This window comes from Peribacillus sp. ACCC06369, from assembly GCF_030348945.1.
In the GTDB taxonomy this organism is placed as follows: Bacteria; Bacillota; Bacilli; order Bacillales; family DSM-1321; genus Peribacillus.
In genome coordinates this window covers 4,484,900-4,497,768 of sequence record NZ_JAUCEN010000002.1, presented here as the reverse complement: position 1 = coordinate 4,497,768, position 12,869 = coordinate 4,484,900, and the positions used below count along the sequence as shown (strand labels likewise).

The 12,869-nt window shown below is 38.1% G+C and carries 14 protein-coding genes, 1 pseudogene and 1 other annotated feature; of the genes and pseudogenes, 11 read left to right on the top strand and 4 right to left on the bottom strand.

Going from position 1 to position 12,869, the window contains the following annotated elements; all coding sequences use genetic code 11:
• Positions 1 to 297 precede the first annotated feature (297 nt).
• From QUF78_RS22775 to QUF78_RS22765, 4 genes are all read left to right on the top strand, one after another.
• On the top strand, positions 298 to 705 hold the full coding sequence (locus QUF78_RS22775; RefSeq protein ID WP_289326473.1) for a DUF5050 domain-containing protein: 408 nt from the start codon (positions 298 to 300) through the stop codon (positions 703 to 705).
• Positions 706 to 856: 151 nt separating this feature from the next.
• Entirely contained in the window at positions 857 to 1,165 is a 309-nt protein-coding gene (locus QUF78_RS22770; RefSeq protein WP_483313896.1) for a DUF5050 domain-containing protein, read from the top strand.
• Positions 1,166 to 1,169: 4 nt separating this feature from the next.
• Positions 1,170 to 1,286 (top strand): hypothetical protein, encoded by a 117-nt coding sequence (locus tag QUF78_RS28075; protein WP_483313864.1) that lies wholly within the window; start codon positions 1,170 to 1,172, stop codon positions 1,284 to 1,286.
• Positions 1,287 to 1,854: 568 nt separating this feature from the next.
• A complete protein-coding gene (locus QUF78_RS22765) occupies positions 1,855 to 2,058 on the top strand; it encodes a zinc ribbon domain-containing protein (protein WP_061464941.1) in 204 nt (67 codons plus the stop codon).
• Positions 2,059 to 2,125: 67 nt separating this feature from the next.
• On the opposite strand, the gene QUF78_RS22760 is transcribed toward QUF78_RS22765, so the two are convergent.
• The gene (locus QUF78_RS22760) at positions 2,126 to 2,992 is read right to left on the bottom strand and encodes a LysR family transcriptional regulator (protein ID WP_289326471.1); all 867 of its coding nucleotides are present in this window, start codon (positions 2,990 to 2,992) and stop codon (positions 2,126 to 2,128) included.
• A 137-nt stretch (positions 2,993 to 3,129) separates the two neighbouring features.
• Here QUF78_RS22760 and QUF78_RS22755 point away from each other — a divergent pair, with 137 nt between their 5' ends.
• Complete coding sequence (locus QUF78_RS22755) at positions 3,130 to 4,263, top strand: NADH-dependent flavin oxidoreductase (RefSeq protein WP_289326470.1); 1,134 nt, start codon at positions 3,130 to 3,132, stop codon at positions 4,261 to 4,263.
• A gap of 54 nt (positions 4,264 to 4,317) precedes the next feature.
• Positions 4,318 to 5,214 (top strand): DMT family transporter, encoded by an 897-nt coding sequence (locus QUF78_RS22750; RefSeq protein ID WP_289326469.1) that lies wholly within the window; start codon positions 4,318 to 4,320, stop codon positions 5,212 to 5,214.
• A gap of 31 nt (positions 5,215 to 5,245) precedes the next feature.
• On the opposite strand, the gene QUF78_RS22745 is transcribed toward QUF78_RS22750, so the two are convergent.
• A complete protein-coding gene (locus tag QUF78_RS22745; RefSeq protein WP_289326468.1) occupies positions 5,246 to 6,736 on the bottom strand; it encodes a LysM peptidoglycan-binding domain-containing protein in 1,491 nt (496 codons plus the stop codon).
• A 448-nt stretch (positions 6,737 to 7,184) separates the two neighbouring features.
• Between QUF78_RS22745 and QUF78_RS22740 the strand changes: the two genes are divergently transcribed.
• Both QUF78_RS22740 and QUF78_RS22735 read left to right on the top strand, forming a co-directional pair.
• A complete protein-coding gene (locus QUF78_RS22740) occupies positions 7,185 to 7,670 on the top strand; it encodes a DUF2975 domain-containing protein (RefSeq protein ID WP_289326467.1) in 486 nt (161 codons plus the stop codon).
• Positions 7,671 to 8,164: 494 nt separating this feature from the next.
• A complete protein-coding gene (locus QUF78_RS22735) occupies positions 8,165 to 9,523 on the top strand; it encodes an IS1182 family transposase (protein WP_289323635.1) in 1,359 nt (452 codons plus the stop codon).
• Positions 9,524 to 9,651: 128 nt separating this feature from the next.
• Here the strand turns inward: QUF78_RS22735 and QUF78_RS22730 are convergent, their stop codons facing one another.
• A complete protein-coding gene (locus QUF78_RS22730; RefSeq protein WP_289326466.1) occupies positions 9,652 to 9,864 on the bottom strand; it encodes a hypothetical protein in 213 nt (70 codons plus the stop codon).
• On the opposite strand from QUF78_RS22730, the pseudogene QUF78_RS22725 reads away from it, so the two are divergent.
• Positions 9,852 to 10,022 (top strand): annotated as a pseudogene (locus QUF78_RS22725) (DinB family protein); the annotation flags it as partial. The gene QUF78_RS22730 and the pseudogene QUF78_RS22725 sit on opposite strands and share 13 nt — an antisense overlap.
• Positions 10,023 to 10,079: 57 nt before the next feature.
• On the opposite strand, the gene QUF78_RS22720 reads toward QUF78_RS22725, so the two are convergent.
• Positions 10,080 to 10,496 carry a hypothetical protein gene (locus QUF78_RS22720; RefSeq protein WP_289314901.1) on the bottom strand — a complete coding sequence of 139 codons (417 nt, stop codon included), beginning with the start codon at positions 10,494 to 10,496 and terminating at the stop codon, positions 10,080 to 10,082.
• A gap of 368 nt (positions 10,497 to 10,864) precedes the next feature.
• On the opposite strand from QUF78_RS22720, the gene desA reads away from it, so the two are divergent.
• Together desA and QUF78_RS22710 are read left to right on the top strand one after the other, a co-directional pair.
• A complete protein-coding gene (desA, locus tag QUF78_RS22715) occupies positions 10,865 to 11,896 on the top strand; it encodes a Delta(5) desaturase DesA (RefSeq protein WP_289326465.1) in 1,032 nt (343 codons plus the stop codon).
• Between the two features lie 93 nt (positions 11,897 to 11,989).
• On the top strand, positions 11,990 to 12,535 hold the full coding sequence (locus QUF78_RS22710) for a response regulator (RefSeq protein ID WP_289326464.1): 546 nt from the start codon (positions 11,990 to 11,992) through the stop codon (positions 12,533 to 12,535).
• 88 nt (positions 12,536 to 12,623) lie between these two features.
• Positions 12,624 to 12,842, top strand: a binding site (T-box leader).
• Positions 12,843 to 12,869: the final 27 nt, after the last annotated feature.

Genomic DNA, 12,869 nt, shown 5'->3' with positions numbered 1-12,869 from the left:
AAAGCGATTTAATGAAAATAAGTCTACTATAGATTTTATCTCTACACTCTTATTTGGCTTTCTTTTTATAATGATAGGATATTTTATGGAACCTATAAACATTCTTAAGATTTTTAAAATATAATGTTCATCGATACTGGAAATTACTTTGTTCCATGTCTAGGAAAGTAGCTTTAAATGCCACAGGGTGTTCGTATTGGAAAGAGACATTTCAATTCCCCACAAAAACAAAGGTGTTGATGCTAAATCTCCAATTTTCACTTATGGCCCGTTATTTTTAATGAGAAGGTAGGTAAAATGAAAAAATACTTCGTTGTTTTAGGGCTGATAGTTTTAGTAATGGGTTGTGAAAATGAACAATCGAAAGGAATTGAAGCGCCTGAAATGCCTAATGGAACCGGGAATTCATATGGAAATATGATCAATCATGGATTCGTCGCGAATCAGGACAACCTGCTTGTTTACATGAAATTCAATGCATCCACGATTCCGTTAACCAATAATGAAATGATCGCTAAAACTGAAGGTGGAACAATGGAGGTGAAACTTGCCTCTAAAGGCTTTGGCGATATCCAAGTAATGAAGGGATGGGTATATTATACAGTAATGCCCTTCTCTGATAGACCGAAGTTATATCGAGTGAAATTGGATGGGACGGGAAGGGAAGGGAGAAGCTGCTCAAAAGTGCAGAATATGTTCAGGTAAAAAATGATCGAATATACTTTTATGATTCGCTTAAGAATGGTCTATATAAAATGAATTTGGATGGCACGGATAAGATTCAAATTTATTCTTTTGAAAAGGAAATTACAGGAAGTTTCGTCGTTGATCATAAACAAGTTTTTTCTATAAACCTATCAATGAAGACGGTGATGGAAAACTTTATTCGATGTCACTCGATGGAGAACATATAAGGAAATTAAATGATACAGTTTCGTATCTTCAAATTATTGATGATGCGGATGAGCAATTTCTCTATTATACAGATACAGAAGAGCACTTGTATAAAGTGGATAAACAAAATGGTAAGGAAATGAAAATAACCGATCAGAAGTTTTCATCCTTAATCGTAGATGAAAATTGGATTTATTACTTGAATCCAAGTGATAAGTACCATATATATAAGATGAAAAAAATGGCGAACAAATCAATTACTACTAGATAAAGAAGTGTCAAATATAAATGTACTGGATAATTGGATATACTACAAAATAGATGGTCATGAAGACATCTTCCGAGTTAAAACAGATGGGACAGAAAATACCTTATTTTCAAAGCATGAATAAAGTAAGGTGCACTCCTGTAGTTTTGTAAAAGACTAATAGATTCGAAGAAAGCTTTGTGGAAGGGGATTTTCTACAGAGCTTTTCTTTTTTTGAGGAAGACAGTTTCTACCTGTGGAGGGACCAAATATATAATAATAATAAGAAAAACACCCCTTTTACATGGGGAGGTCCATATTAAAGAATTTGCCGTTTAAGTAAATAAGAAAGCGAAGAATATGTTCATTAAAAATTTCTGCTATCATTACATCATTTATCCAATCATATTTGTTGGGGTTTATGCATTATTTGCCATTTTTAAGCTTGATGATACCCCCGTTCCTATAAGTGATGCTCTGCATATGATTTTACTCTATTATTTTGCTATTAGTGTGTATCATGCTTTGCCTACCATAAAATCTAATCGTAATAAAAAAGGCAGCCAATAAAAACAGTACTCAATGGAATTTACATATTTTTGCATGAGTTCCGAAACCATTTATCACTTTATCCGTATATTTAATTATGAACGGTGCTGGGAAGCTCCGGTATTTATCGGCATTATTATTTATAAATTGGGAGATGAAGGATCATGAATGAAAAGGGATGCATGAAATGCGGAAGCAATGATGCTGCTAAGAAGGACGTAGCCATGACTGGAACAGGATTGTCAAAAATGTTCGATGTCCAGAATAATCAATTTACGGTTGTGTATTGCAAGAATTGCGGTTATTCGGAGTTTTATAATAAGCAATCATCGGCAGGCAGTAATCTGCTGGATCTATTCTTGGGATGATCACTGCACGAAAAGAATCCCCTTTTTCATGAAAAGGGGATTCTTTTTTTTTCTTCATTATGTTTTTCTACTTTCGGAAATAATCTTGAACGACGTTTGAAAATTCCTTTGCTGCTGGTGAAAGGTCTTTGGATGATTTCATGACCAATCCGATCTCCCGGGAAATTTCCGGAGTCAAGGGCAGGCTTTTTATACGTTCCGGTTTTTCAGGTATAGCCAAGTTGGGCATAATTGAGATGCCTAATTTTCCTGCCACCATTGAGAGCACCGTTTGATTGTCTTTAATGTCGTATGAAATGTTTGGTTTTATTTTGGCATCAAGGAATCTATCCTCTATGAGTGTTTCACAGCCGGATCGCAGCATGATGAATGGTTCATCAGCGAAGTCCTCAAGATTGATTCCGGTTTTCCCTGAAAGTGGATGGCCTTCGTATACGACGGCTGATAAAGGATCTGTTAGCAGATGGATGAATTCCACATTCTTAACTGGTTTTGCTGCAAAGCCGATGTCCACTGTTCCTTCTTCTATCCATTTTAAGATTTCATCATATCCTCCTTCATGAATCAGCAATTCAATAGTAGGGTATTTTTCATTAAAGATAGAGAATAGCAGCGGTATGAATCTGGCAGTGAAGCTTGGAAAACTGCCAATCGTTATCTTCCCGATTTCCATTCCATTCACAGCTGCAATCTTTTGTTCGATATGTGCAAGATTGGCAGCAATGGCCCGCATATGTGGAATAACCTGTTCTCCAGCAGTGGTGAGTGTTACTCCTTTTCGATCACGTTTTAATAAAGTCACACCAAGTTCCGTTTCAAGCGCCGTAATGTTATGGCTCACGCCTGATTGAGTCAGTCCGATCCGGTCTCCCGCTTTCGTGAAACTTCCGTGTTCAACAACATGTAAGAAGACTTCCAACTGAAAAAAATTCAAATTCCCCACACCTTTCTTCTAATGAATTATACATGAGAAGTTCTAATGTAAGTGATGAAAAACATTCATTTTACTTATGTTAGGGTCGAGAATACAATAAAATTAGAAAAAATAAAATTCGAATGGGTGATGGGAAAATGATGAAACGGAAATACAGCCAAATTTTTTCACCGTACACGCTTTCTAATGGAACGGTTCTTAAAAACAGGATTGTAGTTGCGCCAATGACCACTTATTCTGCTCAAGAGGATGGCTTGGTTTCTGACCAGGAACTAGCTTACTATAAAAGAAGGGCAGATGGACCTGCCATGTTCATTACTGCTGCGGCCGCCATATCCCCTGTTGCTACAAGCTTTCCCCGGCAAATGAATGTATATGATGAACAAAGCATCGCTGGACTCACACAGCTTTCAAAAACAATCAAGTCAAAAGGTGCAAAAGCAATTCTCCAGCTTCATCATGGCGGAAGCGAGAGCCTTCCAAGCTGTACAGGCGGAGAACGTATGGTTAGTCCGAGTGGAATCATTGCAAGCGTTTATAAAGAAATGGGCGGGGAATACATTCCAAGGCCAATGAGTCACACGGAGATCATCTCCACTATTCAAGACTTTGGAAGAGCCACTCGCCATGCCATTCGTTCAGGATTCGACGGTGTGGAAATCCATGGTGCGAATGGATATCTCCTTCAGCAGTTTTTCTCACCCCACTCTAACAGGCGGAGAGATCAATGGGGCGGGAATTTGGAGAATAGAATGCATTTTCCACTTGCCGTCATCGCGGAAGTGAAACGGATACGTGATCTATACGCAGACAAAGATTTCATTATAGGCTATCGCTTCTCCCCCGAAGAACCGGAAGAAGGCGGAATGAAAATGGATGACACAGCTGCATTGGTGGATAAATTGGCAAGCCAAGAGCTTTCCTATTTACATCTTTCCGTTAAAAATGTCTGGTCCATGCCTAGAAGCGGCTTGAACATGGGGTTAACAAGGACGGAAATTATCCGCGATATCATTGCTGGCAGAACCAGTTTCATATCACTCGGATCGATTAATACTCCAGAAGAAGCAAATGCTGTGCTTGAGAAAAATATTCCGCTTTTCGCGCTGGGGAGGGAATTGCTGATGGAACCGGACTGGGCCGCCAAAATAAAGGAAGGTAAGGAAGAACAAATCATGACAACCTTGCCGCGCGATAGCAAGTGTAAATTGATGATTCCAGAGCAAATGTGGGAGAATATCATCACTCGTGACGGAATGCCCGAGAAGTGATAGTATTAGTTGCATTAATGTAAAATAATAGGTGATTATACAAGGAGAAATTAAATGAATAAAATAGCACTTATTCAACTGTCTTTAGCAATGACAATCTTTGGTTCTGTCGGTTTCTTTTCAGAACTATCAGGACTCCCAGCACTGGAGTTGGTATTTGTTCGCTGCATTTGTGCTGCCATATTCTTATGTGCAGCCTGGATGATTACAGGGAATTTCAAGAACGAAATATGGAATGGTAGAGAGGTGATGCTCATCATATTCTGCGCCGTGGCCAACTTGTTAAACTGGATATTCCTCTTTAAATCATTTGAACTGATATCCGTGACAATTGCCATTTCGCTCTATCATTTAGCCCCGATCATCGTACTCATCATAGGGAGCTTCATCTTTAGGGAGAAAATGACTTTATTCTCCATCCTGGCCATTTCATTATGTTTCATTGGCACATTATTCATTATGGGAACAGATGGATTTCGATCATCATCTCCTGAATGGGAAGGTATCATGTATGGAATCATAGCTGCATTTTTCTATGCGGCAACCATGCTTTTAGGAAAGAGCATTACAAAGACGAGTGTATATGCGACCACTTTTCTGCAAATGTTCATTGGATTTCTATTACTGATTCCTTTTGCCGATTTTTCAGTATACACAACGCTAAAATCTTCCGAATGGTTTTATACGATACTTACCGGCATCATCCATACAGGCGTCGTGTATCTTCTGTTTTTTAATAGTATCCGTCATTTGCCCACAAATGTAGTATCCTTCATGATTTTTGTCGATCCGGCAGTTGCCATACTTTTGGATATTCTGCTTTCAGGATTTCAACCTGACAGGATTCAAATCTTGGGCATTTCACTAATATTCATTGGGGTGGTCTATTCACTTATGACGACAAGACCGACTGAAAATGATGTCATGCAGAAAAGGCCGCACACAATGTGAGGCCTTTTTCCTTTATGATTTTTCTATTAACCTATTTATTAAAATGATATACATCCCAAATGTCAGGAGTTTCTGCTCCAATGTACCAAGCAGCTACACCGCCTAGATGATTTTGTTTTACCAAGTCAAGACGAAGGGTCACCGATTTTTTATCTTCTATCCATATTTGATGCTTTTTCCCTTTGGAAGTATACTCCACATAATTTTGTGAGGTCTTTTTATCCCATACCTTTTTAAGTCCATGAGATGAAATGATTTTGTTGACCTCAGCCATGGTACGGTCATGACTTTTCACTTTATTGGTCGATAAATCGGTTACCCATTCTCTCGTATAAAATGGGACAGCCAATATAATCTTATGAGCTGGTACTTCTTTCATTAAAAGCTTAGTTCCTTCTTTGATCCAAGGTAACGAGGAAACGGACCCGGCTACTGGGCTACCTCCCCAATGCTCGTCATAACCCATTATGATTATGTAGTCCGCTATTTTGCCAAGTGCTTTCCTATCTAAACTTTTTGACCAAAAAGGATCGTCATTTTCTCGGGTGACATCCACAGATAGTTTGATGCCATGGGGTTTTAGGGCCTTTTTTAGTTCGCCTATGAAAAGTACAAAGTCTTTCTTATTTTTTGGATCGATGTTTTCAAAATCTACATTTAATCCATCACTTTTAGTTTGAACAAGTGAATCACGTAAAGCTGAAACTAGTTTCTGACGTTTTTTTGTATTGCCTAGTATAGAATCAGTTAAAACAGGATCGAATTTATTACCGATAAGTTGCCAAACTTGTTTTCCTTGTTTATGAGCGTATTGAACGTATTTTGTATCTACAGAAACGGAAACGAAATTACCGGTATTCGTCAGCGTATAGGAACGGGGAGATACTACATTTAAATTGGGGTGTTTAAGTTGTTGGGTGTAGTTTTCTTTCGATCCATTATGTTTCCAGCCCATGACGATGCGGTTTTGCGCTTTTTTTTGAAGATGGGATTTCTTTATCCATCCCTTTTTACCTCCAAGCAATTGAACCTGGTAGTAATATTCCGGAATCTTCAATTTTTGGCCAACTTTAAGGGAAGTTGTACGTAAGTTATTCAATTTAGTCAAATCACTTGTGGCTACCTTATATTTAGAAGAAATCTTCCACAATGTATCGCCTGATCCAACCGTATGGATCTTATATTTTTGAGGAATCTTCAATTTTTGGCCAACAGTAATTTCGGAAGAGGTTAACTTGTTTTCTTTCTGTAGCGCACTTACTGAAACTCCATATTGATTTGCTACTTTCCATAAGGTGCTTCCAGTCTTTACTGTATGTATAATAGGCTTCGCAGAATCCCCGGCGACAGAAGAAATGACGGGAAATTCCTCGCCCTTTTTTAAGGTCTGTAATATAGTGGAACCTAGTTTAGGAGAACTGAAAACCTTCGTATTGCCTTCCTTAACGGAACCTATGTCAAGGGTTTTACTTGATGCTTCACCACTGGCAGGACAGAGACATATACAAAGAAGGCTTAACATAATAAGACATCCAAAGAATTTTTTCACTATTATTTTATTCCCCTTAAATTACGTCAATTTTAACTTTACTAGTTTACTATGGTAAATAGCTTTAAAATAGAGGTACATTGTGGAAAGGCCCTATATAGAAGGAAATGGGGAATCTAAAAAGGATTACGATTCTGCTGTTATGTTGGTCAAATCGTACCTATTTACTGTGACCGACACGAATACCAAACTTCGGCTCTCTGCTTATTCTTGTTAAGCTAACGGGCAGTTTTGTTGAACAAGTTGTAAATTTAACATTTTAAAGTAAGAGCATTTCTTTGTAATGAGAAGTGCTTTTTATTTTTGTCAAAATTAGAAGGATATTTCAATAACAATATAAATAAAAACAATATAAATTTATTGTAAAACGATAAATGGTATGCTAAAATCATGTTGTCATTAAATAAGTGAGGTGTTTTAAATGAATGTTAAACGAGGTTCAACCACTTTCTTAAAGGTAATTATTTTTCTGGCTGGAATTGCAGTGCTTGCTTTGTGTATCTGGTTGCCTGAGATAGCCGTTAGAGATGCAAGGGTACATCCAGATACGGCTTACTTCCTAATCCCCTTTTTAGTATGTGCATACGGATTCTGTATTGCGTTTTCTGTTGCGTTGTATCAAGCATATAAACTATTAACCTACATCGAAAAGAACAATGCTTTCTCTGAATTATCCCTTAAATCTTTGAAGATTATAAAGAAATGTGCTTTTACAGTCATTTTCCTCATTTTGTTAGGAATAGTAAGCTTAAGGGTGCTTGCTAAAGTTACAGGTAGTGATGATGCAGCGGGTCCTACATCATTATGTCTAATGGGTATTTTAGCAACAAGTATCATCGCAGCCATTGTGGACGCACTTCAAAAGCCATTAAAAAATGTCCCAGATATAAAGTCAAAAAATGAATGATTAACGGATATGTAAGACTTTGGATTGTCAGCCAGGTGATTTTTGGAGTACAAAAGCGACGAAGACACTCAATAAAAACAGACACAACTAATTTATTTAACTACGGGGACGATAGCTCAATGAACCGCCTTTTCACCAAGGCGGTTTTCTTATGGTCAAATATCAACATTAGAATTTAACATAGCCTAAAAAAAAAAGATTAGCCATGAGCTAATCTTTTCAGACTGTAGACAAACTCGATGAAAATCGAGTTTGTCTATTTTTTATGAGTTGTACAATTTGGCCGTTGATTTTCCACTCCAGGCACTCGCTTTCCGCGGGCGGTCGGGGAGCCTCCTCGGCTTTCGCCTGCGGGGTCTCCCCTAGACGCGCTTTTCCCGCAGGAGTCTCGTACCTTCCGTTCCAATCAACTTTGTCTTACCTTTTAGATAAACACTTTTGCCTGGAGTCATTTTTGTTTTAAAATAGAAGTATTAAAACTTGAGGTGATGAGGATGCTTTCTAAACATGATTCTATTCAGCGAGATCAACTTGAAATGATTACGTTAGATCAACTGGTGCCACTGAACCATTTGGTTCGTAAAATGGAGGCTGCCATTGACTTCACTTTCATTTATGACTTGGTGAAAGAGATGTATTCAGAGGTAGGACGCCCAAGTATTGATCCAGTTATTTTAGTTAAACTGACATTCATTCAATATACCTTCGGTATTCGTTCCATGCGTAAAACGATTGAAGAAGTTGAAACCAATATGGCTTACCGTTGGTTCTTAGGCTATGGTTTCCATGATAAAGTACCTCATTTCTCTACGTTCGGGAAAAATTATGAGCGACGCTTTAAAGATACAGACCTGTTTGAACAGATTTTCTATCGCATTTTAATGACAGCTGCTAATAAAAAGTTAATAAGTGCTGAACACGTTTTCGTGGATTCCACACATGTGAAAGCCAGTGCGAATAAAAGGAAATTTGAAAAGAAAATCGTTCGTAAAGAAACACGAGCGTATCAAGGGCGTCTTCAAGAAGAAATCAATCAAGATCGTGAAAAACATGGAAAGAAGCCTTTTCCATCAGATAAATTTGATAAAGAAGAGACCAAAGAGATTAAAGAAAGTACAACGGATTCTGAGAGTGGCTACTATGTGAAAGATGAACGAACAAAACAGTTTGCCTATTCATTCCATGCGGCCGCAGACCGCAACGGTTTTGTATTGGGAACGATTGTAACACCTGGAAATATACATGACAGTCAGATCTTAGAGCCACTAGTTGAACAAGTGATTGAGAAAGTTGGAAAACCGGAAGCCGTTGCCGCAGATGCAGCTTATAAAACACCAGCGATTACAAGCTACCTATTTAACAAAGAAATCATACCGGCTTTACCTTATACACGTCCTCGCACCAAAGAAGGATTTTTCCGCAAACAGGACTATGTATACGATGAACATTTTGATTGTTACCTTTGTCCTTCGGGAGAGCTATTAAAGTACTCAACAACCAATAAAGAGGGCTATCGCGAGTATAAATCACCCAAACACACTTGTGCGACATGCTCATTTTTATCTCAGTGTACAGAAAGCAAAGACCATCAAAAAGTGGTGACACGGCATATTTGGCAAACACATGTGGAAGAAGCAGATCATCTGCGTCATCATCAAGATGTAAAAACTATATATGCGAAACGTAAAGAAACGATTGAGCGTGTATTCGCAGATGCAAAAGAAAAGCATGGTATGCGTTGGACAACTTTAAGGGGACTTAAAAAATTGTCGATGCAGGCGATGCTTACTTTCGCTGCCATTAATTTAAAGAAGATGGCCAATTGGACATGGCGAGGTCCAAAAATGGCCTAACATAGTGGGCTCGTAGAGCCCCAATCTCCTAACTTCAGGCAAAAATTCAAAGGGAATCTCAAAAAGGGGTTCGGAATTTTTTAATTCCGAACCCCTTTTGTCTACAAACTGAAAAGATTAGCTATGAGCTAATCTTTTTTTTTAGATTGATGGTTTAATAGTCGACTAGTTTGTGTATTCGCCGTGCTAATTTTATTGACTTTATCTTTTTTCTTAGAAATGATATCCCCATTGTAGATATTGACTGTGTGGTTTTCGCCTGTTTCGACAGCATATCTCACTCTATATCCCATATAGGCTTGTCTATTAGGACCTACATTTAGGGGTAATTGAGAACCCATCTGGCGGCCTAATGAAAACATGTGTAGCCGAATTGGGGCCACATGTCGTGAATCATGGAACATACCATCGTGGCAATATCACAGCCATGTTACGCCAAATGGGTTACGCTTCAATTTCAACGGATTATGGTCTTTATTTATTTTTAAAAGGGGAGTGACTAAAGGTTAATGTTGATTTTTCATCTAGAAATAGGACTATTTGTGTATGCAAATATTTATTGTTTTCTTTTAAGTAAAAATCTTGGAGATGGAAGGACTTCTTGTTCAGCTTCAAAATAAGCGAGTTTATTTGGGATACAGGATATGATTGACGGCATTCCCATCCCAACGGCTTTTTCTAAGGCGGTTAATAAGGGGAGCTCCTTACCATCAATATCTTTATCCCAGGATATTACATAACAAGAGTCTTCAGCACCATTCTGTTTCAGTAACTTTGCTATATCTACTGGATCTGAATTAGGTTTTGGGATCTCAATGATATATTCTTCACGAAGAGTTGTTCTGTAAGTATGACAAAGTCGACTTAAGGCATCTTTGCGTTTCTTGTTTGAAGACAATTCGAACAGAACTCTATCTTGGAGCCTTTTGGTGAAAAATGATTTTACAATTATTTTTTCGATTTCCTTATCCATTTAAATCCTCCTTTACAGTTTTTCACCTGGTAAATCCTTATAGTCTAAGCCTATCATAAGTAGCATTTGTCGATAATAAACATCTCTCTAAAATCATTTTACTTACTGTTGTATTGTCAAAAAATGTTGCCAAGCCTTATTGGAGAACGATATAGAAATGCTATACTTATGAACAGGTTAACCAGTTGTCACTGGTTGGGCCTATTCTCGTTTTGGTTTTTGGGTAAGGTTTTTCATTTATGTGCAGGCTAAAAAAACTTGTACATGACATTTGTCATCTTCTAGTCATGACACCTGGTACTAATAATTTTAGGTTGATTTCTTTATAATATGAAATAACGACAAATAAAAGGAAGTGCAATTGATTAATGACTATACAAAACACTAAAAACTTGAGAAAACAAATTGCTCCTTTTGAACAATCAACGACAAAGGAAAGTATATGGCAGATCATCAATACATTGGGACCGTTCATCATTTTATGGTACCTAGCATATATAAGCCTTTCCGTTTCTTATTGGTTAACTTTAATTCCAGCTGTGTTGGCTGCTGGTTTCCTGACAAGAATTTTCATTATTTTTCATGATTGTACGCATCATTCATTTTTCAAAAGCCGCCGTGCGAATAGGATAGTCGGGACAATCATGGGTGTTTTGACTTTATTCCCTTTTGATCAATGGGGGCACGAGCATTCTGTGCATCACGCAACAAGCGGTAATTTAGATAAGCGGGGTACAGGAGACATTTGGACCCTTACGGTGGATGAATATTTGGCTGCACCGCTTAAGCTTCGTTTTGCCTATCGTTTTTATCGCAATCCATTGGTTATGTTTGGAATAGGTCCAATTTATGTTTTCCTTCTTAAGAATAGATTTAACCGTAAAGGTGCTAGAAAGAAGGAAAAAATGAATACTTATTTGACGAATGTAATAATCGTTGTTTTAGTGGCATTACTTTGCCTGGCAGTAGGTTGGCAGACGTTTCTTTTAGTACAAGGTTCCATTTTCATGATTTCTGGTTCAGTGGGCATTTGGCTGTTTTACGTCCAGCATACATTTGAGGACTCTTATTTTGAAGAAAATGAGGAGTGGGAATATGTATTGGCAGCAGTGGAAGGAAGTTCTTTTTATAAGCTTCCAAAACTGATGCAGTTCCTTACTGGTAATATCGGTTACCATCATGTTCACCATTTAAGTCCAAGGGTACCTAACTATAAATTGGAAATGGCGCACAATAATACGCAGCCATTAGAGAACGTTCCAACGATTACTCTTGCGACAAGCTTGAGCTCACTCCGTTTCCGTTTATGGGATGAGAAAAACAAGAATTTTGTTGGCTTCAAAGACATAAAATATTTAACGAAAAAAAGCGTTTCCGCTCAAGTGAAATCTGAACTGTAACGTTCATGGATCATTCCAGACTCCCTTAATAATCCTTGGATTAGGGGGAGTCTTTGCTTCATATAAGCGACTCGATAAAGGAGAGAACTTAAAATGATTCGAATTGTCATTGCAGAGAATCAGCAAATGCTGTTAGAGGCAATAAGTTCTCTACTCAATCTTGAAGAAGATATAGAAATTGTCGGGCAAGCCAGTAATGGAGAAGAAGCGATCACTCTTGTGAACCAATTACAGCCTGATGTTTGTATCATGGATATGGAGATGCCTGTAATGAGGGGACTTGAGGCAGCAGAAGCTTTAAAGTCATTTGAATGCAAAGTGATTATATTAACGACATTTCGAAGGACTGGTTATTTTCAACTTGCGTTAAAAGCTAATGTAAGTGGTTATTTATTGAAGGATGGCCCGAGCGAAGAGTTAGCCTGCTCGATTCGCAGAATAATGGATGGCGAGCGTATATACTCCCCCGAACTTACAGATGAGTCTTCCAACAATAATACCCGGGAAATGGGAGTGTTAGGCCTGTTAGCCGATGGTCAAACCACAAATGAACCATCTAATCAGCAAAGAAACCCAATTGGTACCGTAAGGAAATATTTTTCAACCATCAAGGATAAAATGAAGTTACCGGCTGGTTAGTCATATTGAGGCTTATAACCGGTTGGATCTGAAATCCTGTGTTGACACGTATTTTTAAATTGTGTACGATGGATTAAATCATAATATTGAAAATTCTGTGATAAAGAGAGTAGTTCATTTTGAAATGGAAAGCGAGTTAGGGACGGTGTGAGCCTAATGCAGGACGGATGAATGAAGCGCACTTTGGAGAAATTTCTTGAAACGTTTAGTAGGGAACATCGGGGAGTCACCTCGTTAACAATGGAAAGTGGTCACGATTTGTGGCAACTAGAGTGGTACCACGGGAATCTATGCTCTCGTCTCTTATTTAGAGACGGGGGCTTTTTTGTTTTTT